The sequence below is a fragment of the Blautia hominis genome (genome assembly GCA_002270465.1).
Taxonomy (GTDB): Bacteria; Bacillota; Clostridia; order Lachnospirales; family Lachnospiraceae; genus Blautia; species Blautia hominis.
Genome location: NQOF01000004.1, coordinates 158,525 through 183,870, shown reverse-complemented (window position 1 = coordinate 183,870; position 25,346 = coordinate 158,525). Strand labels below are relative to the sequence as shown.

16 protein-coding genes are annotated in these 25,346 nt (G+C 48.4%); 4 read left to right on the top strand and 12 right to left on the bottom strand.

The features are described from left to right. Positions 1-88 precede the first annotated feature (88 nt). Positions 89-1,063 (bottom strand): DUF1002 domain-containing protein, encoded by a 975-nt coding sequence (locus CI595_RS15130; RefSeq protein ID WP_095174472.1) that lies wholly within the window; start codon positions 1,061-1,063, stop codon positions 89-91. Between the two features lie 378 nt (positions 1,064-1,441). Here CI595_RS15130 and CI595_RS15125 point away from each other — a divergent pair, with 378 nt between their 5' ends. Then, a complete protein-coding gene (locus CI595_RS15125) occupies positions 1,442-2,608 on the top strand; it encodes an ROK family transcriptional regulator (protein WP_095174471.1) in 1,167 nt (388 codons plus the stop codon). 383 nt (positions 2,609-2,991) lie between these two features. Here CI595_RS15125 and CI595_RS15120 read toward each other — a convergent pair whose 3' ends face one another. Beyond that, positions 2,992-4,395 carry an MFS transporter gene (locus CI595_RS15120; RefSeq protein ID WP_095174470.1) on the bottom strand — a complete coding sequence of 468 codons (1,404 nt, stop codon included), beginning with the start codon at positions 4,393-4,395 and terminating at the stop codon, positions 2,992-2,994. A gap of 125 nt (positions 4,396-4,520) precedes the next feature. After that, complete coding sequence (gene uidA, locus CI595_RS15115; protein ID WP_095174469.1) at positions 4,521-6,341, bottom strand: beta-glucuronidase; 1,821 nt, start codon at positions 6,339-6,341, stop codon at positions 4,521-4,523. Between the two features lie 158 nt (positions 6,342-6,499). On the opposite strand from uidA, the gene CI595_RS15110 reads away from it, so the two are divergent. Next, entirely contained in the window at positions 6,500-7,720 is a 1,221-nt protein-coding gene (locus tag CI595_RS15110; protein ID WP_095174468.1) for a helix-turn-helix transcriptional regulator, read from the top strand. A gap of 131 nt (positions 7,721-7,851) precedes the next feature. Here the strand turns inward: CI595_RS15110 and phnX are convergent, their stop codons facing one another. The 5 genes from phnX to CI595_RS15085 are packed head-to-tail and all read right to left on the bottom strand — an operon-like array spanning position 7,852 to position 13,183. Further along, positions 7,852-8,619 carry a phosphonoacetaldehyde hydrolase gene (phnX, locus tag CI595_RS15105; RefSeq protein WP_095174467.1) on the bottom strand — a complete coding sequence of 256 codons (768 nt, stop codon included), beginning with the start codon at positions 8,617-8,619 and terminating at the stop codon, positions 7,852-7,854. After that, positions 8,616-9,713, bottom strand: coding sequence for a 2-aminoethylphosphonate--pyruvate transaminase (gene phnW, locus CI595_RS15100; RefSeq protein ID WP_095174466.1), 1,098 nt, complete (start codon positions 9,711-9,713; stop codon positions 8,616-8,618). Before phnW ends, phnX begins: the two co-directional genes overlap by 4 nt. Before the next feature lie 41 nt (positions 9,714-9,754). Next, entirely contained in the window at positions 9,755-10,732 is a 978-nt protein-coding gene (locus tag CI595_RS15095) for an ABC transporter substrate-binding protein (RefSeq protein WP_095174465.1), read from the bottom strand. After that, on the bottom strand, positions 10,729-12,408 hold the full coding sequence (locus CI595_RS15090; RefSeq protein ID WP_095174464.1) for an ABC transporter permease subunit: 1,680 nt from the start codon (positions 12,406-12,408) through the stop codon (positions 10,729-10,731). Before CI595_RS15090 ends, CI595_RS15095 begins: the two co-directional genes overlap by 4 nt. 4 nt (positions 12,409-12,412) lie before the next feature. Then, positions 12,413-13,183 (bottom strand): ABC transporter ATP-binding protein, encoded by a 771-nt coding sequence (locus tag CI595_RS15085; RefSeq protein WP_095174463.1) that lies wholly within the window; start codon positions 13,181-13,183, stop codon positions 12,413-12,415. Positions 13,184-13,573: 390 nt separating this feature from the next. On the opposite strand from CI595_RS15085, the gene CI595_RS15080 reads away from it, so the two are divergent. Further along, complete coding sequence (locus tag CI595_RS15080) at positions 13,574-14,944, top strand: PhoH family protein (RefSeq protein ID WP_095174462.1); 1,371 nt, start codon at positions 13,574-13,576, stop codon at positions 14,942-14,944. Positions 14,945-14,953: 9 nt separating this feature from the next. After that, positions 14,954-15,619, top strand: coding sequence for an HD domain-containing protein (locus CI595_RS15075; RefSeq protein ID WP_095174461.1), 666 nt, complete (start codon positions 14,954-14,956; stop codon positions 15,617-15,619). Positions 15,620-15,629: 10 nt separating this feature from the next. Here the strand turns inward: CI595_RS15075 and rsmA are convergent, their stop codons facing one another. The 4 genes from rsmA to ileS form a co-directional block, all read right to left on the bottom strand. Next, entirely contained in the window at positions 15,630-16,514 is an 885-nt protein-coding gene (gene rsmA / locus CI595_RS15070) for a 16S rRNA (adenine(1518)-N(6)/adenine(1519)-N(6))-dimethyltransferase RsmA (protein WP_095174735.1), read from the bottom strand. A gap of 62 nt (positions 16,515-16,576) precedes the next feature. Continuing rightward, positions 16,577-19,480 carry a tetratricopeptide repeat protein gene (locus tag CI595_RS15065; RefSeq protein ID WP_243135178.1) on the bottom strand — a complete coding sequence of 968 codons (2,904 nt, stop codon included), beginning with the start codon at positions 19,478-19,480 and terminating at the stop codon, positions 16,577-16,579. Between the two features lie 191 nt (positions 19,481-19,671). Next, positions 19,672-22,134: a glycogen/starch/alpha-glucan phosphorylase gene (locus CI595_RS15060; protein WP_095174459.1), complete on the bottom strand. Its 2,463-nt coding sequence runs from the start codon at positions 22,132-22,134 to the stop codon at positions 19,672-19,674. Between the two features lie 38 nt (positions 22,135-22,172). Then, a complete protein-coding gene (gene ileS, locus CI595_RS15055; RefSeq protein ID WP_095174458.1) occupies positions 22,173-25,289 on the bottom strand; it encodes an isoleucine--tRNA ligase in 3,117 nt (1,038 codons plus the stop codon). Positions 25,290-25,346: the final 57 nt, after the last annotated feature.

The following is a 25,346-nucleotide window of genomic DNA, read 5'->3' as shown; positions in this document are numbered from 1 at the left end:
AGGCCCCGAACCACAGAGTGATCTGTATGTTCGGGGCCTTTATCTATTGTCGTTATACGGATGGCCGGCTGCAGGCCTCCATGCTTTCTTAGCTGAACAGATCCTTAAAGAACTGGATGATCTTATCAAAGAAGCCCTGTACCTTTTCCTGGTTGATATCCAGCTTCAGTCCCAGGTCCTCAATCTTACCGTACAAGTCCTTAGCCTGCTCTTTCAGACTGTCTACATCCAAATCCAGACCCTTGATCTTCTCCATCAAATCTACGATAGCCTGTCTGTCCTCATCAGAAAGTTTGATCTCCATCTCGTTTGCAGCCTGGTCCACCACATCACCGATCTCATCCTCTGAAAGATTCTGGGCTTCCACTACTTTTTCCTTTACCGCGCCTACAAGCTGCTCTGCCTTTTCACTGTCACCCACATTTTCTGCAAGCTTTCCCGTGATGACCAGCTCATTGGTGGCTGTGTCCACATTTTCCTGTTCCACCTTCTCCCCGGTCATGTTCTCGTAGGATTTGATGGCACCTACCAAAGCGGCTGTTCCGGAAATCTTGAAGGGTCCTGCTACCACAATATCTGCATCCTTGATCCCGGCAGTTACCAGAGCGTTCTGGTACATGCCTGTGGTGCAGTAGGAAATGTTGTGGGTTGTTACTTTGATCCCGTTCCCATCCGTCTTGCCTTCAACCAATACGGAGGAAAGTGCCCTTGATCCGATCACACTTTTGTCCAGATAAGCGTCCAGATAGTCATGCTCATCCTGGTTGGTGATGGTGGCGACCGTATAATTTTTCAGGTCATCCTCTGTCACCCCCAAAAGCTCCAGCACAGTGGCACGCTCCTGTGCATTCAGATCCGCGCCTAACGATACATATGGTTTTTCCAGTTTGGCGTCCTCACGGTCTGCCAGTACACTGACAGGTGATGCCAGCAGCATGATCCCCGCCACCAGAAATGCAAGTCCTCTTTTCATCATGTTCATAACTCCTTTCTTATATCCCCTTGTAACACGCAGGATGTCCCTGCCTGCTATAAGGATAGCATAAATCGTCAAATCCTGCATCTAAAGTTTCTCTTAAAAATTTCCTAGGATTTTCCTAAGTTACTGTACACTCCGTGTCCAGTAACACGCTTCCCGATGCACAGATATGTAGCATTCTGCCCCATATCGCGCTGGCTGCCTCGGGATTTTCATGCTTTCGGCATGAAAACGCCTCCCGGTACAGTGGCCTGCGTACAGTAACTTTCCTGACATACTCTAAGACTGCGGTTTACTGCCCACCGTCCAATCCGGTATTTTCTCCAAGGGGATGCTGTGTGGTGCATATTGGAATATGGCTTTAATTTGTATAGTGGGTAAACAAATTACTTGCCCCAAGTATAGGAGAAGTGGTATGATTACCATAACAGTATTTACATTCGGCATTACGGAGGATTATTCATGGCAATCGCAAACCAAGAAATGATAAGAGACAACAACAGGCGGCAGGTCCTGGAATATATCGTAAACAATCCGCCCATCTCCCGTGCCGCTCTGGCTAAGGAGCTGCATCTGACAAAAGCAACCATATCCAACATTGTGCAGGAGCTGATGGACCAGAATCTGGTGGCTGAGATAGGGAGCGCCCAGACCGCCCTGGGCAGGAAGCCCATCCTTTTGGAATTCCAGAAAAAATGCGGTTATGTTTTTTCCATAGATGTCCATCCCCGTCAGATCATCACACTGACCGCTGACTTAAAGGGTGAAGACTGCCATTTGAAGGAATATCCCTTCCGGGAGGAGGATTGTCTGCTGGATCTGCTCCGCGGTATTATGAAAGAGGCCATTCCCCGGTGCAAGGATGCGCCTTATGGGATTGTCGGAGTATCCATCGGTATTTACGGTGTTGTGCGGGACAATGAGATCATTTTCACCCCCTACTACCCTCTCCCGGAGCCTTACCTGGGAAAAATACTGGCCGGGGAGTTTGGCATACCGGTACATGTGGAAAATGAATCCAATCTCTCCGTGCTGGGTGAGTCCGCGTTTCATTATAATTATAAGAATATGATCCATCTGAACATACACGATGGAGTCGGCATGGGTATCCTTATTGATGAGCAGCTCTACAAAGGCCGTGACGGCTACGCCGGAGAGTTCGGCCACACCATCCTGTTCCCCGACGGCAAACCCTGTCCCTGCGGCAATAACGGCTGTTTTGAGCTGTATGCTTCGGAGAGGGCTATCCTGAAAGAATATGCTGCGCGCACCCATCAGGACACCGTTACCATCGACAGCTTTCTCAGGGCATATCAGGATCGGAACGCAGATGCACTGGAGATGATGGATCTTTTTGTAAAATATATGTCTATCGGCATTAATAATATCATCAATACCTTCAATATTGACCTAATCGTGCTCAACAGTTCCTTTTCCAACTATATCCCTGATATTAATAAACGGATCGTGGCATACCTGGCTTCCCATCAAAACCGGGACTGCCGCATTATCCCCTCCAGACTGCAGGATACATCAGGACTTATGGGAGGGATACGGCTGTGTGCGGAGCGCTTTTTGGATATCAAACATTTGAAAATACGGGTTCCATTTAGTGACAATTTACGATAATTTTTTACATTCATAAAAGATTCGGTTTTCGTTCATGAATTCTTCACAAGTTAAACATGATTTGCACATATTTAGGGAATATACTTATATCATAAAAATAATTTAAATCAAACATTATTTTTATATTTTCTTTTTCATATGTCGGTCGCAAGACCGGCTCTCCTTCCTTTAATATTTATAGAAAAAGTCATCGCCCGGTTTGGATATGTCCGGGCGATGACTTTTGTTTTGGAAAAAATCATTCCACTGCAAAATGTGTTTTCAGTCTATCCTTTTGGGTCTGTTTTCTCCTTCCAACAGCCATATTTCTTTTTCTTTAAAACGAATTGGCAGTATAACAGATACAAATGTTATACTGCCAAAAATTCTGTTTTATTTACCTGTCAGACATTCTCACGTCTGCTCTTCAGCTCTTCCACATTGGCTTCCACCTTTTTCTTACTCAGCGGATACACAAACCATAAGAACAGAGCCACAACGAAAAAGCAGATAGCAGGTATCAGTGTGGAGGTTGTGTACAGGCCGTTGATCACGGACGCTGTCTGTACCTTAGCAAGCTGGTCGTACCCGATAATGGACAGTGCCCAGCCTCCTGCGCCTCCGGCCAGTGCCTGGCCCAGTTTTCTTGCAAAGGAATACACTGCGTAAACGGTACCGTCCTCCCTCTGCCCTGTCTTTACCTCCTGGTCATCTATAACGTCTGTGATATTGGCCCAAATCACGGTATTGAAGAATCCAAGTCCCAGCATACCCACATTGGCAAGTACAATGTAGACCACAACGTTCTGCACATGCATAAAATACAGGCCAAGGAAGATAACTCCTGCCAGGAGCACTCCTGCCGTGGATGCTTCTTTTTTCCCGAATCTGCGGCTGATGGGCACACTGAGCGGTGCAACCACCAGCAGCATAAGGGCTGTGTTCACTATGGTCACAATGGAGATCGCGCCTGCAGATCCAAAATATTCTGTGTATAGATAATTGTTCATGGCCTGTATAAGAAGCTGGCTCAGCAGAAGGAAAATAGCTGCCCCGATGATCCCCAGCAGTGCACGGCTCTTGAAAATAGCTGCAAAGGTCTGTCCCAATGTTACCTTTTTAGCATTCGGATCCGGCTCCACTTTTACACGCTCTGTGGTAAGCTTATAGCAAATGATATAGCAAAGGATTGCGCCTACCGCAAACACACCTGCAATGATAGTAAAAATGGACGTACTCCTGATGACCTGATTGCCGTCCGCATCCTTCACGTAGATCAGAAGCGGTGTCACCGTTCCGATAACCAGACCGGCCAGTGTAGCTCCCACAGTACGGAATGTGGAGAGGGCAGTCCTCTCATCCGGCTTCTCCGTAATAGCTGATGCCATAGAACCGTAAGGGATATTGATCGATGTATAAAACACACTGCCCCATAACAGGTATGTCACATACATATAAACAATCTTCAGTGTCATCGGCGCTCCTGCCATGCCGCCCTGGTACATCAAAAAGCTGGCAATAGCAACCGGACCGCACATCCTTCTCAGCCAGCAGCGGAACCTTCCGTCTCTGGAGGGCTTCACAGAGTCGACAATACGCCCCATGGTGATATCCGTAAAGGCATCCACTACCCTAGCCAGCAGAAACAGTGTTCCTACCATAGCGCCGCTGATCCCAAGTACCTTTGTATAAAATACCATTAGGAAGGAGCTGGCAAATATAAAGGTAAAATCATTTCCAAAGTCACCGAACATATAACCGATCTTATCCCGCATCCCAAATGGCCTTGCATTATTTTTCTCGTTCATGGTAATCTCCCTGTATTTTTTTCTTATCCTCAGGCAACTGTGCCTCGCGAAGCGTGTTACTGTTTACAGAACTGCTTTTTTTGCAGGGCTGTAAATAGTAACTCTCTGCTTAGTGCGGGCTATACTTACTTACTTTTATGGTCCAGCGGCAGGCTTTCCCAGCGCTCCTTAAAGTAAAAGGCTGCATCTTTTGGCTGTCTCTGTCTGGTGAAGATTCCCTTTTTGTTGCCGTTTACACGCATGATCCCCTCTGTGGTCTGGAAATCCGCAAAATTCCAAACCTGCTCACCTTTGATGAAATCATAGGAGTCAAATACTCTGTGGCACATTTCCAGATATTCTTTCTGGTATTCCTGGCTCCACATAACAGAAGGCAGTTTATGCTCCGCGGCATACGTGTCAGCTCCATATTCGGTGAAGATAAACGGTCTGTCCAGGTTCTTGCCGGCCCACTTGTCCATCTCTGCCCGGAATGCCGCCTCTGCGTCACACATCTCGTATCCGCCCATAAGATACCAGCCATAGTAACGGTTCATACTGATCACATCTGCCAGATGATAGCATTTGCAGGTATCCGGCAGGGAATTCATGATCAGCGCAAATGTTCTGGGACGCTTCTGCACATCCAGCTCATGAGCCCGCGCAAACACTTTCTCAAAATACGGCACCGCGGCCTCATCTGTGGTCTCAGGCTCGTTTAACAGGGACCAGGCAATGACACAGGCATGGTTCTTGTCCCTGGTTATCATCTCCTCCACTGCGTGCAGATGATTTTCCAGCAGTTCAGGGATGGTGTCTTTTGCAAAAAATGCCGTCTTCTTTCCGGTGGATGCCTCCATGAAGTTCATCAGACTCTCAAAAAGTCCCACAGCCGGAACCTCATCAATGACCAGGAAGCCTTCACGGTCTGCCATCTGGTAAATCTCATCACTGTATGGATAATGGGAGGTACGGAAGGAGTTGGCTCCGATCCATTTCATACATTCAAAGTCTCTCTTCATAACCCCAATATGAAATCCGCGGCCCACAATATCACTATCCTCGTGTTTTCCAAAACCTTTCAGATAAACAGGAGAACCGTTGATCAGAATATCTTTTCCCTTTACCTCCACAGTCCGGACGCCGATCTCCTCACTGTATTCATCCAACACTTCCTCTTCGTCCTTGATGCGCACCGTAAAGGTATAGAGATAGGCGTTTCTCACCTGCCATAGATGTGCATTTTCAATGTGGAGGATTCCCTCTTTTCCCTGGGAAACTGCCACTTCTCTGCCATCCTCATCATAAACCGTAACCTCCACCGGATGCTTTCCTGTGGTTACAACGCTGTAAGAAACCTCCGCATCTCTGCCGTTTATCCTGTGGTCCACTGTCAGGTCAAACACATATTCCTTTGGATATGCAACCAGCTTTACAGGGCGCTGCAATCCGGAATAGTTGAAAAAGTCAAAATACGGACTGTTCATTTTCTTTCCATTGCTGAGGACTTTTGTCTTACCGCAGGGGATGTTGGTCTCGCTCAGCTCATTGTTGATCTTGACAACAACCTTGTTTACTGCATTGTATCTGGCCACATTTGTAATGTCAGCCATAAAGGGAAGGAACCCGCCCACATGAGACGTCACATGAACACCGTTTAAATAAACCTCTGCTCTGTGGGTTGCACAGCCAAAGCGGATAGCTACATTTTTTCCTGCGTATTCTTCCGGAACAAATACATCTGTCTCATACCAAAGATCACCTGCATATTCCCTTGTATCTTTGTCTGTGTAAAAATCCTGAAAGCTGGCAGGCACGGGAATCAGGTCTGCCTGCGGGATTCCATCTGTCCACCCGTTTTCTGTTCCCTTTCCTTCCGGGTCCAGGCTAAATTTCCACATGCCATCCATGCTCACGGTTCTTCTGGATACGGACTGTTTTGGGTATAACATTGAATACTGTAACATTTCTTCTCCTCCTCGTTCCTTGTATGGCTAGATTCTAGCAGTTTTAAGCCAACATCATTCTTACATTTTTTTGCTTTATTCGCATTTTTTTATTTAGGACTTGAACATTTCAAAAAATTGTATGATAATAATTAAAAATAGTATGAGGGGGCAGATGTATGGCGTCGTATGACACTGTTTTGAATTTTTCCCGTAAAGTGTTAAAAAATTATAATTTCCAAACCTATATTTTAACGGAAGATGAACTTGACCATGTTGATCTGGATCTGGGACTGAGAAAGAAAATTGCGGCAGACAGTGATTCCAGGGATAACGCACTGCATTTTATCAGAAACAGTAAAGAGCATGTGATGTATTTTTCCAAAGATTGTTTTAACTGTCATCACACAGTGATGCGGCTGCCGGAGACGGAATCACCTGCCTTTTTTATAGCCGGGCCTTATCTGCAGCACAGAGCCGATAAAAAATTCATCCTGCAGATGCAGCAAAGATTGTCCATCCCCACAGAGTTTTCCGGATTTTTGAAACAGTACTATGAACTGATCCCTTTCATTAACCACGCAGATGATGTGCGCACCATACTGCTTCTGCTGGCAGCGGAAATATTTGGCGGGGCTGAACATTTTTCTGTTGAATACTGTGATATGTTTATGGATGAGATTACAAAGGTTTACTATGGACAGGCACAGGTCAATCTGGAAAACCGGGAGCTGATCGAACAGCGGTACCGGTCAGAGCAGGAGATGATGCAGGCAGTGGCTTCAGGAAATTATAAAAAGATAGAACTGCTGGCAGCCGGGGAAATGACGGTCTCACTGGAGCAGAGGCTTTCCAACCGGATTCGGGACTCTAAGAATTATCTGATCATATTAAATACCCTCCTGCGGAAGGCTGCGGAGTATGGCGGGGTGCACCCGCTGTATCTGGATGAACTTTCTTCTAAGTATGCACGGGAGATTGAGACGATCACCAGTGAGGATGAGGACGGGAAGCTGAAACGGGAAATGATGCGGAAGTATTGTCTGCTGGTGAAGTCTCATTCTTTGAAGGGATATTCACCTATTATTCAGAATGTGATCAACCATATCTGCCTGTATTTGACCGATGATCTGAGTCTTAAAAGGCTGGCGGAGGAGTTTTCTATCAGCCCCAGTTATCTGTCTACACTGTTTAAGAAGGAAACGGGGAGTACGCTGACGGATTTTGTGAATAAGAAGAGGATTGAGAATGCGGTGCTCTTGCTGAATTCTACGGATTTGCAGATACAGAGTATTGCGGCGGCGTGCGGGGTGGCGGATCTGAATTATTTTACGCGGTTGTTTAAGAGGAATATGGGGAGGACGCCTAGTGAGTATCGGGAGATGATACATCAGAAGTAGGTGGCGAAAGGGACGGGGGAGGAGGGGAGATGTTTCAGATTCTCTTCGAGGTTCCGCGTCCCTCAGCTAACCTGCGGAAAGAACCGCACCCGATTGTTGGAGTTGGGGGCGGTTCTTTTTGGGGATGTTGACTATAGGAGGTCTAGGAGGCCTCGGATGTCTTGGATGATGTGGTCGGCGCCGGCGGCCTTGTAGGTTTGGGCGGCCTGGGTGAGACGGGCGGACTTGTCGGCTGGGGACAGGGCGTTGTATTCGGATTCGGTGAGGCCCAGGACGGAGCTGCCTTCCAGGATGCCTACGGAGAGCATGCCTGCGTTTTTGCCTTCTTTGATGTCAGCTACCGTGTCTCCTACTTTTATGATGCGGCGGACATCCATGAGGTGCATGGATTCCATGTTGCGGAAGATCATGTAGGGGTAGGGACGGCCGATGCCGCCTACATCATCGGGGCTGAACCAGAAGTCGGGAGCATAGCCTTGTTCTGCGGCTCTGGGGGCTACTATTTTCATCATTTGCTCTGTGTAGCCTGTAGTGGAGCCTATCTGCAGGCCCAGGCTCCGTAGTTTTTCTATGGTTTCAGGGACGTGGGGCTTGGGGGACGCAAAGTCCGGGAGGATCTCCAGGATGGCGGTCTCGCTGTGCTCGTACACTTCTTTTACGTCGTCCTCGGTCCAGGGGGTGCCGTGGATCTGGGTCCACAGATCTTTAATGCGCTCCATGGAAAGCATGGTGCGGATGTGGTCTATCTTGAGCATACCCATGGGGGCGCGTACCTCTTCTATTGTGGGGGTTATGCCAAACTCTTCAAAGGCTTTTATGAATGCCTGTACGGGAGCAAAGCTTCCGTAGTCTACTGTGGTTCCTGCCCAGTCGAATATGATCGCGTCAAATTTGTTCATTTTTTGTCTGCCTCCAGAAATTCTTTGATGATGTTGTAAAGGTTTTCCATGTCCTCATGGTAGATCTCGCCTATGTTTCCGATGCGGAAGGTGTCGGCATCTGTGACTTTGCCCGGGTAGATGGCATAGCCTCTCTCTTTGATGTACCGGTACATCTCCTGGAAGGAGAAGTGGCTTCCCTCCGGATAGAAGAAGGTAGTGATGATGGGACCCTGGTATCTGCCTTCTATGTAGGGCCGGATTCCCAGCTCCTGTAGTTTTTCAATGAGGTATTTGTTGTTCTCTGCGTAGCGTTTGGAACGGGCCGGGATGCCGCCCTCCTCCTCCAGTTCCTCCAGGGCCTTCGCAAAGGCCAGAACTACGTGGGTGGGGGATGTGAAACGCCATTTACCGTCTTTGTTCATGGTCAGCCACTGGTCGTACAGGTCCAGGGACAGGCTTCTGGCTTTTCCGCTGCTGTCCATGAGTTTGTCTGTTCTGCAGATGATGAAGGAAAATCCGGGAACACCCTGGATGCATTTGTTTGCACTGCTGATCAGGAAGTCTATACCCCATTTGGCTGCCGGGATATCTACGCCGCCGAAGCTGGACATGGCATCCACGATGAAGGTCCTGCCCATCTCTTTTACAACTTTTGCAACTGACTCTATGTCGTTGAGGATACCGGATGTTGTCTCGCTGTGTACCATGGATACATGTGTGATCTCCGGGTCCTCTTTCATGATCTTTTTAATAATCTTTGCGGAGGGGACTTTGTCGTACTCCTCGCGGTAAAGTACATAGGGGATGCCTGCATGTGCGGCAATGTCGGCCATTCTCTCCCCATAGGCGCCGTTTGCTGCAATGAGGAGTTTGTCGCTTTTGCCGATCACGCTGGTGATGACAGACTCCACGCCAAAGGTTCCGCTGCCCTGCATGAGGACAACTGTGTATTCCGGCTCGGATACATGGGCCAGCTTCAGAAGCTGGCTGCGGATTTTCAGGGTGATCTTTTTGTAGTCATCATCCCATGTGCAGTGGTCAAAAAGCATCTCTTTTTTAACGGTGTCTGTTGTGGTCAATGGGCCTGGGGTTAATAATTTATAGTTTAGCATTTTCATTTCTCCTGTGTTTTTATTTGTATTGGTGTGGCTGCTTATTTACATTCCTCTGAAAGCTCCTGATGGCGTTCCAGAAGGGATACGGTTAACTTCTCTGAGAAAACTTTCGGATAGGTGGACACATTTTCCGGGTCGGCTTCCTCGCCCTGATAGATTGGGTTTGGATATGTCTTGATCAGCTCGCTTCTTCCCTTTTCCACGATACACTGGGCCATTTCCATAGCCAGGGGATTGGCGTCTTTCTTGTCGACCACTGCAACGGACTCTGTGAGGGAGAAATTGCCCTCTTTTGGGTCCACATAGTCTACGGGAAGGCCGTCCTTTTTGTCGGCAACTGCCTGGTGGCGGAGACCGAATCCAACGGCAACCTCACCGGCACGGATCTTTTTCAGTGGCGCGGAGCCTGAACTTTCGATGTGTGCGCCGGCATTTTCATAGATGCCTTTCAGAACGTCCTTGGCGCCGTCCTCCCCGTATTCGCTGACAAGGGCCTGCATGAGAAGCCATGCTGTGGATGAACTTTTGATGTCTGTCACAGACAGCAGGTCTTTGTATTCCGGCTTTGTCAGGTCTTTGAGGCTTTCAGGCCTGTCCAGCTTATTTTCACTGAGCATCTCCGTGTTCAGAAGAATCGCTCCCTCCTGGGAGGTGATAGGCGCATAGAATGCGGGGAATTCTGTGAGGGTGTCATAGTCAAAGGTCAGATCTTGGAACATGTTGTTCTGCTCCTGGGCACTGTCCAGGTAAAAGGAACTCATGGTCACCATGTCTGCCTCAATGTTTTTTCCCTCTGCCAGCAGTTTGCCCCCCAGTTCGGAGGTGCCGAAGGTCTGGAACAGATATTTTCCCTCGTAGCCGTTTGCGTCCAGGGTCTCTTTCATGGCTTCCACAGCCTCATCATCTGCGTTTGAATAGATGACTACCTGTTTCTCACTGCCTGAGCCGCATCCGGCAAGAATGGATGCCCCCAGGGCTGCTGTCATTATAAATGCTGTTACTTTTTTCATTTTCATATTTTCTGTACTCCTCTTTTCTTTTTTAATATGGATAAGTCCAGGATCTTTCCCGGATGAAATTCCCTCTGGGACAGATATCCCACAAGTCCCTTTACCAGCAGATTCGTTGCCAGGATCAGCAGGGACAGGACGAATATTTCATTGAATCTGGTATAATACTGAAGTTCCTTTATCTTGGTGGTGATGACCATGGTCCTGGCACCGGCAATGAAGATGACGGCGCTGACTGTCACCATGGCGTTGACGAAGTAATAGCTGAACACTTCCAGGATAGTGGAGCGCATGTTGGGCGTCACGATCCTGAAGATGGTCTTTGCCCAGGAGTCCCCCATGAGAAGGGCAGTTGTCTCCCAGGAACTGTTCAGCTTCTCCAGGGAATTCTTCATCATCAGATATGGTGTGGAGAAAAAATGCACCACATTGCACAGGATGATCAGAGCAAAGGTGTTCTGCAGCGGTGTGCCCGTAAAAATGAGAAGAAAGGCAATACCGATCACCATACCCGGGATGGTGTTAGTCACCAGCGCGATGCTCTCAATGATCCCCTTCCATTTCCTGCCCAGCTGGCTTCTGGCTGTGGCAAGTGCCGCACCGTAAGTGGTGATAAGCCCCGCAAGGGCTGTCAGCACTGCCATAAACAGTGAATTTTTGTAAACCCCCAGCAGACTGCTGTCCCGGAACACTTCTGTCACATGCGACAGGGTGAAATTGGTTCGGTACGGCCATTCCTCCACAAAGGGAACCACAAGGATCACAGCAAACACGGAGAGGATCACAAGCAGGATCACGCTGCTGGACAGGCCGCAGAAGTAATCTCTCTTCCTGTTTTTTCTTATTTCTATGGTGGAAATTTTGTTGTATCGGACATTGTAGCGTTCCAGCCAGTGAAGCAGGGAGATACTCAGCACAGAGGGAAGGAGCATCATCATTGCCACCACGGCTCCATTCTGGAAATTGGGTATACTGCCCAGCATCTCGTTATAGAGAACGGTTGCCACAACCTCAAATTTTCCGCCCACTGATGCAGGGATCCCGTAATCTGTGAAGCACAGGAAAAAGCACTGTACCATGGAGGCCGCAAGGGTGCCCAGAAGAGGGCGTACCACGGTTCCCATAAAGGTGGCGAAGGGCTTATCTCCCATGACTCTGGACACCACCATAAACTTCTTATCTATGTAGCTCATAGTGTTCAGAATAAGCAGGAAGGAAACGGGAAGGGTATAGATCACATACCCCAGAAGCAGACCGTTAAACCCATATATCTCAAAAATCTGACGTCCGAAAAGTCTAGTCAGAAGTCCCTGTTTACCAAAGGAATAAATGATCGCAAACCCGTAAGTAATTGTGGGAAGCAGCATAGGCAGCACAGCCAGGGTACGGATCAGTTTTTTTGTCCTCTTTTTCAGGTTTGTATAGTGGATGGTATAAGCCAGGAAAAAAGCCAGCAGAGTGGCCAGAAGCGCGCTGCAGACCGAGATCCACAGACTGTTCAGGAGCGCCCTGCCGAATCCTTTTCCTGTCAGCACGGTTATGTAATTCTCCACGGACAGCCCAGCTGCCCCTTCAAAGGACTTTCCCAGAAGTCTCAGTATGGGGACCGCAAGGAAGACCAGAAACAGGAGGACCACCAGCACATAGATTACTTTTATTTCCTTTTCGTTTCTTTTTATCATATGTTTACACCACCTGCAGGCTCACCTGCTTATCCTGACGGAACAGCATAAAAATATTGTTTTTCTTGATCTCAAGCTGGTTCAGGATAAACTCTTTTACAAAGAGATTCTGCGGGGAAGTGATGATCTCTTCCGGGCATCCGTACTGGGAAATGGTTCCCTTGTTCACGATCAGCACCTTATCGGACAAAGTCAGCGCTTCCTCGGGATCGTGGGTGACGATGATGGTAGTCAGGTGGAATTCCCTGGCGATCTCTTTTATTTTTTCTTTGATAGATTCTTTAATGACTCCGTCAAGGGCACTCAGAGGCTCATCCAGAAGGAGTATCTTAGGCTTCATTACCATGGTCCTGGCAAGAGCCACACGCTGTTTCTGACCCCCGGAGAGCTGTTCTATTTTTTTATCCAAGTGTTCTTCCAGTCCCAGAAGGCGGACGAATTCCTGTACTTCCTTATCGCTGGAAATATTCGGTTTATTTCTGAGGCCATAGGTAATATTTTCATATACATTTAAATTGGGAAACAGGGCATAATCCTGAAATACAATGTTAAATCCACGTTCCTCCATGGGTACGTTTGTGATATCTCTTTCATTGAATATGATCTTTCCTTCATCTAAATCAGTAATGCCAAGTATAAGATTCAAAAGTGTTGTTTTTCCGCATCCGGACGGGCCCAGGATAGAGACGATCTCTCCCTCCTCGATACAAAGATTGATATTCTGCAAAATAGTGACTCCGTCATAGGATTTTTTTACATTCTGAAGTTCTAACATGAAATGTATTCTCCTTTCCTTTCATGTACAGCAAAGCTGCTTACAAAGCTTATTAAATGTTACTGTTCACTCCGTGTCCAGTAACACGCTTCGCGATGCACAGATATGGAGCATTCCGCCCCATATTGCGCTGCCTGCCTCGGGATCTTCATGCTTCCGCATGAAAACGCCTCCCGGTACAGTGACCTGTGAACTGTAACTATTAAACTGCATTTTTACCTTTTCATCCATCCTGTTTTCGTAAGCTCTTGGTTAAATGCCTGTAAAACGGCTGCCGGTTCCGCTGTTTTACAAAAACTCTCAGCAGATTTAACAATGGACGGATAGAACCCTTTCCTATATAGATGTAAGATTGGGATGTAAAATGAAAAAACAGGAGGGACCTATTATATGAAAAAAATATTCGTCCTGGACACCAATGTGCTGATCCAGTCACCGGATGCTCTGGACTGTTTTGAAGATAACCAGCTTGTACTGCCCCTTGCGGTTCTGGAGGAGCTGGATGGATTAAAAAAAGCTGACGGGGAAAAAGGCGCCCACGCAAGAGAAGCCATAAGACGCCTGGAGAATCTGCGGCTGCAGGGAAACCTTCTGGAAGGTTCACCCCTGAAAAATGGCGGGACGGTGCGGGTGGAAGCCAACTGTGTCCATGTGGAACTTCCGGAAAGCCTTCCGGATGACAAAATGGATAACCGGATCTTAAAAGTCTGCCGACACCTTATGGACGGAAGACTTCCTGTGGTACTAGTCACAAAAGACATCCTTCTTAGGATGAAGGCACAGATACTGGGCATCCGGGCTGAAGATTTTCTGCAGGAACAGGTTTCATCCAGGGAAGGCCAATACACAGGAAGATGTGAGTGTTTTGTACCGGAGGAAACTTTTAAGACTTTTAAAAAGAAGGGAATCCCACTGGATGCTGTATACCTGACAGACGCACAGGGAAAATCTTTCCCGCCCGAACTGTGGGAGAATCAGTTTGTACTGCTGAAAGCTGACCAGTCTTTGAGAAAGACGCATCTCGGAAGGGTCTGTCAGGAAAAGATCGTACCTCTTGCCTACAAAAAAAGCCGCCCATACGGAGTAGAACCGCGAAATGCCGGACAATATTTTCTTCAGGAAGCTCTTATGATGCCTCCTGATAAAATCCCACTGGTGATCGTCAAGGGGATGGCAGGAACAGCAAAGACTTTTTACTCTCTGGCAGCAGGGCTTGAAAAGGTTTTGAACAGCACCACCAAAGAGTACCGCCGCATATTGATCAGCCGCCCCAATGCACAGTTTGACTCCGATATCGGCTTCCTCCCCGGCGATGAACAGGAAAAAATATCTCCGCTCATGCGTCCTGTCATTGACAATCTGGAACAGCTTATTGACTCCAATGAGGAGGAACGGTATAAGAACGAAGCGGAGCTTCAAGGTAAGATTGATGAGATTTTTGAGAGAGGGATCATTCAGGCAGAGGCTCTGAATTTCATAAGAGGACGCTCCTTTGTAAACACCTGGCTCATTATAGATGAAGCCCAGAACATGACACCGAATCAGGTGAAAGGCATTATCACCCGGGCCGGAAAGGGAACTAAGATCATCCTGCTTGGTGACCCAGGCCAAATAGACCGGCCATTTCTGGACGAGAGGACCAATGGCCTTTGTTATGCATCAGAATATATGAAAGGAAGCCCGCTCTGCTGTCAGGTCACACTCACAGCAGAAGAATGCGAACGTTCTGACCTGGCTATGGACGCTGTCAGAAGGCTGTAAACAAAGAATATGAATGAAAGTATTTATAAAGAACTGAAGAACTCAGAGGAAGTGAAAGCGTATATGGAACAGGGCAACCACAGCCTTGGGGTCCTGGGCTTCACGGAGCACTCCTGCAGGCACGCCATTAAGGTTGCTGAGACAGCAGGAAAGATACTGAAAAAGCTCGGCTATGGAAAACGGGAAACAGAGCTTGCAAAAGTAGCGGGACTTCTCCACGATGTAGGCAACTGCATCAACCGAAACGACCATGCCCACAGCGGCGCACTGATGGCTATGCAGATCCTTCAAAAATATAAGCTTTCTCCCAGGGATACGGCCGTGATCATAAGCGCCATTGGGCAGCACGATGAGGGAAGCGGAAGTGCCGTGGATCCGGTATCCGCTGCTGTCATCCTGGCGGATAAAACGGATGTGCGCCGCAACCGGGTGCGCAATCCCATCAGGGAAAACTTTGATAAACACGACAGAGTCAATTATGCCGCCATTTCCTCCACCCTCTCCATTCAGATGGACAAAAAAATCATCCAGCTCAATATTGAACTGGATGAAGAGATTTGTTCCATTATGGACTATTTTGAAATTTTCATGCAGCGTATGCTCATGTGTAAGCGGGCCTCGGAAATGCTGGGCATGAAATTTAAGCTGATGGCAAATGGCAATAAAATCTGCTGATCCTTTCTCATTACGGATACGCATCTCCGGTATCAGCAAGCGCGTTGGCTAGCCGTGCAAAATCCGCCAGTGTCAGTGCCTCCCCCCGGATTCCTTCCCGGAAGCCGCAGGCTTCTATGGTACGCTGGATCTTCTCCTTGGTAAATGACAATTCAGGGGAATTGTTCAGTCCGTTAGCAAGCGTTTTGCGCCTTTGGTTAAAGGACGCACGAATCAGGCGGAACATAAGCTTTTCGTCTTTAACATCCACTGGAGGTTCTTTATGGCGCGTCAGGCGTATGACTGCGCTTCCCACTTTAGGTCTGGGCATAAAGCAGTTGGGCGGTACATTTGCCACAATATAGGGGTCCGCATAATACTGGACTGCCAGGGACAGGGCACCGTAGTCCTTAGTTCCCGGTCCTACCTGCATACGGTCCGCCACCTCTTTCTGTACCATTACCGTAATAGACGCAATGGGCACATCACCTTCAAACAATCCCATGATGATCGGCGTGGTAATATAATATGGCAGATTCGCTACAACTTTGATCGGTTTTCCTGCGTTGTGCTCCTCTGCCAGTTTTTTGATATCGACTTTCAGAATGTCTTCATTTAATATGGTCACATTCGGAAATCCCTGAAGTGTATCTTCCAGAATGGGGATCAGCGTCTTGTCAATCTCAACCGCATATACCTTTCCCGCAGCCTGTGCCAGGTACTGGGTCATGGTTCCGATGCCGGGTCCGATCTCCAGCACAAAGTCCTCTTTCGTGATATGTGCAGCATCAATTATTTTGTCGAGTACATGGGTATCGATCAAAAAGTTCTGCCCGTATTTCTTTTGAAAAACAAAGTCATATTTCTGCAGGACCTCAATCGTCCCTTTTGGGTTTCCCAGATATGGGGCTGTCATCTTTTCATCTCCCGTCATAATTAAGGTTCCCCGGCAGGCATATGCGCCTGCCGGGGATATTTTTATACATCAAAGTCTTTTTCGTAAAGCATAATGCGTCCGCTCTCATCCAAATGGCGCTTTGCCACTTTCTTGCCCGGGCGTCTTCCGCCTCTGGAGGCGCGCTTGATGGCGTTGTCCATCATCTCTTTTACCTGTCCCACAGATACGGGATCGTCTTCATCCTGGTTGTCGCCGATCAGGGTATACAGGGCCAGAACAGCCATGTCATCAATCTTATATCCCATCTCTTTGGAGTATGTCTTAGCAAAGGATACCAGCTCGTCATTGGTGAAGACCGGAATGACCACACGGGAATCGAATTTTTCCATAAAGTCAGGATATGTCTTTTCCAGGCTCTGAATGCCGGGTTTTAAGTCTTCCAGAATAACAGTCAGACGGTTCGTCCTGAACTCCATTGCCTTGGAGAGTTTTTCTATTACATCTTCCTTCAGGGATGAAGCGTTCTCTACCACCAGGAATCCGCCTGCAAGCTTGTCAACCACATAGGCCGGGTCTTTTGCGTTCATCTTCTCTGCATCCAGATAGGCGATCTTGGCACCTTCCATGTGACGTTCCTTGCAAATGGCTTTTATGAGGCCTTCGGACAAGCGGGTTTTGCCTGCGCCTTCACGGCCTGTAATAACTATATTTCCGGATTTTGATGTCCTCTCACACGCCGATTCCTGGGCAATGTCAAGGGCTTCAGTAATCTGCTGGGTCAGCCCGGGTATCGGAGCAAAATAGGTGAAGAGACGTTTCTGTTCCTCCGGGGTAAGGTGATGTCTCAGAATGGATGCCGTGGCTGTTCCCGCAGGAGACATGGACGCCTCTGCGGGCATACGCTTATCCTCGGCAACCGTGTGCATATATTCATTCTCTGACTCGTCGGACTCTGCAAAGTCTTCAGACTGTACGGGGCTTTCCGGTTCCGTTACGGCTGATTCCAGTGCCTTTTGAAGGTCAATGGTCATTCCGCCAAGGCCCGCCCGCACCTCTTCCACAGGTATCTCGATGGTTCTGCCGTCCAGGTTGTCCGGTTCTGTGGTTATGGCAGCCTCTGCCATGATAGCTTCCATGGAAGGCTGCTGCAGGAATTCCTCCTCTGCCGCTTCCCCGGAAACCGGCTGTGCATATTCCTGAGGCGATTCCTCCGCCTGTGTGTATCTCTCCTCTTTCTCAGAAACAGACGGCCGGGCACCGACTGTATATTCTTTGACGGCTTCTTCAGCAGCTTCCGAAAGCGGCTGTGGTTCCCGGTCAGGCTGGTATATTGTCTGAGGTTCCATGCTGCCGGCTGCGGCTATAACCGCATCATCACTTCCGACCGTGACTGTTTCTGTATCACCGACTTCTTTCGCTGCAGCGGCCTGCACAGCAGATCCTGCCGGTACAACAGCTCCCGCTTCCGCTACTGACGGTATACCTTCTGATGCAGCGGCTCCCGCTTCCGCCATTGACGGCATACCTTCTGATGCAGCGGCTCCCGCTTCCATCACTGACGGCATACCTTCTGATGCAGCGGCTTCCGCCACTGACGGCGTATCTTCTGATACAGCGGCTCCCGCTTCCGCCACCGACGACGTACCTTCTGGTGCAACAGCTCCCGCTTCCACCACTGACGGCGTACCTTCTGATACAGCGGCTTTGTTCTCCGCTTCTGACGGCGTATTCTCTGCCGCTATTGTTTCGGCTCCGCTGATCGGTGTCACTCCACCGGAAACCTTGGCAACGGCCTGGGCCAGCTCTCCGGCTGTCTCAGCTAGAATGGCATCCAAATCCACCTCCGGTGCAGGTTCAGCGGCGGCCTGTGCTGCCTGAGGCTTTGGCGCCTCAACCGGCCTTGCTGCGGGCTGCCTTATGGCTGCGGCTGCGATGCTTCCGGATGCGGGTTTGTCCGGTTCCAGTTCCTTCACCACGTAATCCTCAGTGTCATCCTCCATGCTGTAGTCCTGGGTATCTTCAGCAGCGGAATCTGCTGTCTCCTGCGCCTCGGCTTGGGTCTCTTCCTCTTCCTTCGGCCCTCCGGAGAATACATCCCGGATGCCCTTGGCGATTTTATCCTGTAAAACCCCTGTAGTCTCAAGAATCGGTGAAAATACGGATACTTCCTCCGGTGCCTTTCCGGTTGCCCTGGAACGGACTGACTCGATATGGGGCATTTCATCTGTAATTTGTTCCGACACGCCTGCGCCGACGGACTGACTGACAAGCTTTGACGCCGCCTGTGTGGCTGCAGTGATCGTGGCCGCCGCGGCTGCCGCAGCGCTCTCCGGTGATGGTTCCACGTAACGGTTCCTGTATTTTTCCTCCTGGCTGGGAGAAAGAGGAGCATATTTCATCTTCAGCTCCATGGCCTTTACCACGTATTTCCCTTCACTGAACCAGAGGATCAGGTCATCACACTCTTCCACACATTTGTCCTTCATACCTGCCTTGGCATAGAGCCTTGCCAGTTCGTAGGACCAGCGCTCTGTATATTCACGTCCTTTATACTCTTCCAGAATCGCGATCTGCTCCTGGATGGGAGAACGCCTTCCTCTGTAAATTTTGTACTTTAATATGTAGCGCGAGTTATCATTGGGGGATATTTCCGCAAACTGATTGTAATAATCCACCGCTTCATCAAAATTCCCCATCTTAATTGCCAGCTCAACCAGCCGGTATATTACTGTTTTTCCTATAGGAGCCCTCTGATGCGCCAGTATGAGAAGCCTGCGGCTGTCTTCATACCGTTTATTTGCCTCATAAATCTCACCGACCATACAGAGTGTCCTTGCACTTCGCACCCTGCGCCAGTCAATCGTATCGACAATCTCCAGAGCCCCCTTATAGTCCTGCCTGTCAACCAGATCGTTGATCACGTCCAGTTTGGCACGGTATTCGTTCTTGTCCACTGTTTTCACCTCTGTTAGTATATTCTTCAATTTTGAGTAGTCTTCAGACATATTACGGTAGGGTATATTTCTCCATAATTATTTTCAGTGTACCATAGACGAAAAAGGATGTCAAAGTAAATGATTGCCTGCACGTCATAAAACGATCACGGGCCGCAGCAGCAAACATTCTCTGTCTGCCTCCGCGGCCCTGCCTTTTATCCTTATTTTACCGGATATATTCAGTTCTCGATCGTAACCTTATCCAGATGCCAGATTTCATCCACATACTGCTGGATCGTTCTGTCAGATGTGAATTTACCGGAGCATGCTGTGTTCAGCAGCGCTTTCTTAGCCCAGCCGGCTTCATCCTTGTAAGCCGCCTCCACACGTTTCTGTGCCTCAGCGTAGGCTTTGAAGTCAGCCAGGATGAAGTAAGTATCTGCCCGGTCACTGCTCTTGGTGTTGAGCAGGGAATCGTAGATGTCACGGAACAATTCAAAGTCACCGTTAGAGTAAGTTCCGTTGATGAGCTGCATGAGCACATTACGGATATCCGGGTCGTTGTTGAAATACTGCATAGGATCGTATCCGCCGTGGTTCTCATAGTTGATGACTTCATCTGAGGACAGACCGAAGATAAATGCATTCTCCTGGCCTACTTCCTCCACGATCTCCACGTTGGCACCGTCCATAGTACCGATGGTAACGGCTCCGTTCAGCATGAACTTCATGTTACCGGTTCCGGATGCCTCTTTACTTGCAGTAGAGATCTGCTCAGATACATCTGCTGCCGCAAAGATCATCTCCGCATTGGATACACGGTAGTTCTCAATAAATACGACTTTCAGTTTGCCGTTGATGGATTTATCGTTGTTCACCACATCTGCAACCGCATTGATCAACTTGATGGTCAGTTTTGCGCGCACATATCCTGCAGCGGCTTTTGCGCCGAAAATAAAGGTCCTCGGATAGAAATCCATTTCCGGATGCTCTTTGATCTGGTTGTACAGATACATAACATGCAGAATATTCATCAGCTGGCGTTTGTACTCATGCAGACGTTTTACCTGTACATCAAAAATGGAACGTGGGTCAACCTCAATGCCGTTGTTCTCCATGATGTATTTTGCAAGGCGCACTTTGTTCTGATATTTAATGTTCATGAACTCCTGCTGTGCCCTCTTGTCATCTGCGTATACTTTCAGCTTGGAAAGCTGTGCCAGGTCGGTGATCCAACCGTCTCCGATATGGTCTGTCACCCAGTCTGCCAGCAGCGGGTTGCCATGGAGCAGGAAACGTCTCTGGGTGATACCGTTGGTCTTATTATTGAATTTGTTGGGATACATCTCATAGAAATCTTTTAATTCCTGTTTTTTCAGGATTTCCGTATGCAGCCTTGCTACACCGTTTACAGAGTATCCGCCTGCGATAGCAAGGTGTGCCATCTTCACCTGGCCGTCATAGATGATGGCCATTTTGCGGACCTTCTCCTGATTTCCCGGATATTTGTTGTTGATCTCCTGGATAAATCTGCGGTTGATCTCCTCAATGATCTGATAAATACGGGGAAGCAGTTTGGAGAACAGCTCAATGGGCCATTTTTCCAGGGCTTCTGCCATAATGGTGTGGTTGGTGTAGGCACAGGTATGGGTTGTGATCTCCCATGCCTCCTCCCAGGTCATGCCTTCCTCGTCCAGAAGGATACGCATCAGCTCTGCAACCGTCATGGTCGGATGCGTATCATTTAACTGGAAGGTGACTTTCTTGGGCAGGTCATGCAGGTCGCTGTGAGATTTTTTGAATTTCTCAATAGCAGCCTGGATACTAGCTGAGATGAAGAAATACTGCTGTTTCAGACGCAGCTCTTTGCCGGCATAATGGTTGTCATTTGGGTAAAGAACGTCGCAGATATTCTTGGCAAGGTTCTCCTGCTCAACTGCTTTTCTGTAATCACCTTTGTCAAACAAGTCAAGCTGGAACTCACTGATAGCCTGTGCATCCCAGATCCTCAGGGTATTGACAATCTTGTTGTTATATCCCACGATTGGCATATCGTAAGGAATAGCCAGCACAGACTGGTATCCCTCCTGTACGAAATTGTTTCTGCCTGTAGCAGGGTCATATTCTACTTTCACATAGCCGCCGAATTTTACTTCTTTGGCGTATTCCGGACGGCGAAGCTCGAATGGATAGCCGTCTTTCAGCCAGTTATCCGGTACTTCCACCTGGAATCCGTTCTCGATCTTCTGTTTGAACAGACCATAATGGTAACGGATGCCGCAGCCGTAAGCACAGTATCCAAGGGTTGCCAGGGAATCCAGGAAACATGCTGCCAGTCTTCCCAGACCGCCGTTTCCAAGAGCCGGGTCCGGCTCCTGGTCTTCAATCACATTTAAGTCAAAGCCCAGTTCATCCAGAGCTTCTTTCACTTCATTGTATGCGCACAGATTGATCAGGTTGTTGCCCAGCGCACGGCCCATAAGAAACTCCATGGACAGGTAGTATACGATCTTCGGGTCATCCTTCTCATACTGTTTTTGTGTCAATAACCAGTTGTCAATGATAACGTCTTTGACTGCAAGGGAAACTGCCTGGAAAATCTGCTCCTGGCTTGCCTCCTCAATGGTCTTTCTGTAAAGCATCTTTACATTCTCTTTGACGCTTTTTTTAAATTCTTCTTTTTTGAAATGATTATCTAACATTTTCTCCTCCTCCGGAACTGACCGGCGGGGATGATTTCTTATGAAATCTTCTCCACACCTAATGTCACGCTTTCAGAATTGATCTTCCAATCCTTTGTATAGCCGCTTACTTCATTGTAGTTGACGTCTTCTGCCAGTACTTCTGCCTTGATGTCTGCCTCATGAGCGCGGAAGATGCCCTCAATCACCTGGTTTCCTGTAAGGGAGATTCTGATTTTATCCATTACCTCGAAACCAGCCTCTTTACGCATGGTCTGGACTTTGCTGATGATCTCTCTCACAAAGCCCTCTTCAATTAATTCCGGAGTCAGGTTTGTATCGAGTACAACCGTGATGTCATTGTCTGATTCTGAAACATATCCTTCCATCTGCGCAGTATCAATGAGTAAGTCACTTTCTAATAATACTATTTCCTGACCGTCTATGTCAAGTTTCAGCTCACCGCCGGCCTTCAGCTCATCCATGGCTGCATTGCCGTCAATGGCTGACAGGGCTGCTCTGATACTGTTCAGGTGCTTGCCGTACTTAGGTCCCACGGTCTTTAACTGTGGCTTGAAACTGTAGGATGTGAAATCCCTCACATCGTCTGTGAAGCTCATTTTCTTCACATTCAGCTCATCCTCTATGATCTCCTGATAGAAGTCAGAGAGCTGGAAGGCTGCCTTCACGAACATTTTGCCGATTGGCTGACGGTTCTTGATGTTCGCCGCATTTCTGCATGCACGGCCCATGACTACGATCTCCAGAAGATTTTCCATGTCCGCTTCCAGTTTTTCATCAATCCATGCCTCATTGGACTCCGGGAAATCACACAGATGGATACTTTCCGGCGCATCCTTGTCAATGCTCCTCACAAGGTTCTGGTAAATATCCTCTGTCATAAACGGAATCATAGGCGCTGCGGCTTTGGCAACAGTCACAAGGGCTGTGTACAGGGTCATATAAGCATTTATCTTATCCTGCTCCATACCTTTTGCCCAGAAACGCTCACGGCTTCTTCTCACATACCAGTTGCTCATCTCATCCACAAAATCCTGCAGCGCGCGGGCTGTCTCAGGGATGCGGTAGTTTGCCAGGTTGTCATCCACGGTTTTCACCAGGGTATTCAATTTTGACAGCAGCCATTTATCCATGACCGGAAGCTTGTCGTATTCCAGTTTGTATTTTGTAGCGTCGAAGTTGTCAATATTTGCATACAGCACAAAGAACGCATAGGTGTTCCACAGCGTTCCCATGAATTTACGCTGTCCTTCCTGTACGGCCTTTCCGTGGAAACGGTTTGGCAGCCAGGGTGCGCTGTTTACATAGAAATACCAACGGATGGCATCAGCCCCGTAAGTATCCAGCGCCTCGAACGGGTCTACGGCGTTGCCCTTTGATTTACTCATCTTCTGTCCGTTTTCGTCCTGCACATGGCCCAGAACGATAACGTTCTTAAAGGGAGCCTTGTTGAAGATCAGGGTGGAGATCGCCAGCAGGGAGTAGAACCATCCTCTTGTCTGGTCCACAGCCTCGGAGATGAAGTCTGCCGGGAACTGCTGCTCAAACAAGTCTTTATTCTCAAATGGATAGTGATGCTGTGCAAAGGGCATAGAACCGGAGTCAAACCAGCAGTCGATCACTTCCGGCACACGGTGCATCTCTTTGCCGCATTTCGGGCAGCGGATCGTGACGTTGTCAATGTATGGTCTGTGCAGTTCAATGTCATCCGGACAGTTATCGGACATTTCCTTTAATTCTTCCTTGCTTCCGATAGAGTGCATATGGCCGCATTCACATTCCCATACATTCAGAGGCGTGCCCCAGTAACGGTTACGGCTGATACCCCAGTCCTGTACATTCTCCAGCCAGTCTCCAAAACGGCCCTTGCCAATGCTCTCCGGGATCCAGTTGATGGTGTTGTTATTGCGGATCAAGTCCTCCTTCACAGCTGTCATCTTGATGAACCAGGACTCTCTCGCATAGTAGATAAGCGGAGTGTCACATCTCCAGCAGTGAGGATAGCTGTGTTCAAATACAGGCGCGTCAAAAAGCAGACCACGTTTTTCCAGATCCACAAGCACTTTTTTATCTGCTTTTTTGCAGAAGGTGCCTGCCCATGGGGTTTCCTTTGTCATCTCACCCTTTTCATCTACTAACTGTAAGAACGGCAGGTCGTATGCTCTTCCCACCTTGCTGTCATCTTCACCGAAGGCAGGCGCAATATGGACCACACCGGTACCGTCTGTCAGCGTTACATAAGTATCACACGTTACATAATATGCTTTCTTCTTCAGTTCTACGAATGGGAAGAGAGGTTCATACTCTTTGTACTCCAGATCCTTTCCTGTATAGTGCTCCAGAATTTGGTAATTTTCCTCGCCCAGAACTTTATCAAGAAGCGCTTCTGCCATGTAATATGTGTATTCACCGGATTTTACTTTTACATAAGTCTCGTTTGGATTCACACACAGCGCCACATTGGACGGGAGTGTCCATGGTGTTGTGGTCCATGCTAAAATATAGGCATCCTCGTCTTTTACTTTGAAGCGTGCGATGGCGGAGCGTTCTTTAACGTCCTTATATCCCTGGGCAACCTCATGGCTGGAAAGGGGCGTTCCGCAGCGCGGGCAGTAGGGAACGATCTTATAGCCCTTGTACAAAAGGCCCTTGTCCCAGATTTGTTTTAATGCCCACCATTCGGACTCAATGAAATCATCGTGGTAGGTGACATAGGGATTGTCCATGTCTGCCCAGAAGCCTACGGTTCCTGAGAAGTCCTCCCACATTCCTTTGTATTTCCAGACAGACTCTTTGCAGTGATTGATGAATGGCTCCAGGCCGTACTCCTCAATCTGCTCCTTGCCGTCCAGACCCAGCATCTTTTCCACTTCCAGCTCCACTGGAAGGCCATGGGTATCCCATCCCGCTTTTCTCGGCACCATACAGCCTTTCATAGTGCGGTATCTCGGGATCATATCTTTGATAACACGTGTCAGAACATGGCCGATATGGGGCTTGCCGTTGGCTGTGGGCGGGCCGTCATAGAAAGTGTAAGTCTCACCTTCTTTTCTGTGTTCCATGCTCTTTTTGAAAATTTCGTTGTCTTCCCAGAATTTCTCGATGTTTTTTTCTCTTTCCACAAAATTCATGTTCGTGGGGACTTTCTGATACATGTTTTATTCTCCTTTCTCTGTGCTTGGGGGATATAAAAAAGGCCTCCGCCCTGCAAC

What these genes read in the sequence shown, in the direction of transcription:
- CI595_RS15095 (WP_095174465.1), bottom strand. Translation starts at nt 10,732, where the DNA reads ATGAAAATGAAAAAAGTAACAGCATTTATAATGACAGCAGCCCTGGGG.
- CI595_RS15075 (WP_095174461.1), top strand. Translation starts at nt 14,954, where the DNA reads ATGAATGAAAGTATTTATAAAGAACTGAAGAACTCAGAGGAAGTGAAA.
- CI595_RS15110 (WP_095174468.1), top strand. Translation starts at nt 6,500, where the DNA reads ATGGCGTCGTATGACACTGTTTTGAATTTTTCCCGTAAAGTGTTAAAA.
- CI595_RS15125 (WP_095174471.1), top strand. Translation starts at nt 1,442, where the DNA reads ATGGCAATCGCAAACCAAGAAATGATAAGAGACAACAACAGGCGGCAG.
- CI595_RS15130 (WP_095174472.1), bottom strand. Translation starts at nt 1,063, where the DNA reads ATGCAGGATTTGACGATTTATGCTATCCTTATAGCAGGCAGGGACATC.
- ileS (WP_095174458.1), bottom strand. Translation starts at nt 25,289, where the DNA reads ATGTATCAGAAAGTCCCCACGAACATGAATTTTGTGGAAAGAGAAAAA.
- CI595_RS15080 (WP_095174462.1), top strand. Translation starts at nt 13,574, where the DNA reads ATGAAAAAAATATTCGTCCTGGACACCAATGTGCTGATCCAGTCACCG.
- phnX (WP_095174467.1), bottom strand. Translation starts at nt 8,619, where the DNA reads ATGAACAAATTTGACGCGATCATATTCGACTGGGCAGGAACCACAGTA.
- rsmA (WP_095174735.1), bottom strand. Translation starts at nt 16,514, where the DNA reads ATGACAGCCCCATATCTGGGAAACCCAAAAGGGACGATTGAGGTCCTG.
- phnW (WP_095174466.1), bottom strand. Translation starts at nt 9,713, where the DNA reads ATGCTAAACTATAAATTATTAACCCCAGGCCCATTGACCACAACAGAC.
- uidA (WP_095174469.1), bottom strand. Translation starts at nt 6,341, where the DNA reads ATGTTACAGTATTCAATGTTATACCCAAAACAGTCCGTATCCAGAAGA.
- CI595_RS15120 (WP_095174470.1), bottom strand. Translation starts at nt 4,395, where the DNA reads ATGAACGAGAAAAATAATGCAAGGCCATTTGGGATGCGGGATAAGATC.
- CI595_RS15060 (WP_095174459.1), bottom strand. Translation starts at nt 22,134, where the DNA reads ATGTTAGATAATCATTTCAAAAAAGAAGAATTTAAAAAAAGCGTCAAA.
- CI595_RS15085 (WP_095174463.1), bottom strand. Translation starts at nt 13,183, where the DNA reads ATGTTAGAACTTCAGAATGTAAAAAAATCCTATGACGGAGTCACTATT.
- CI595_RS15090 (WP_095174464.1), bottom strand. Translation starts at nt 12,408, where the DNA reads ATGATAAAAAGAAACGAAAAGGAAATAAAAGTAATCTATGTGCTGGTG.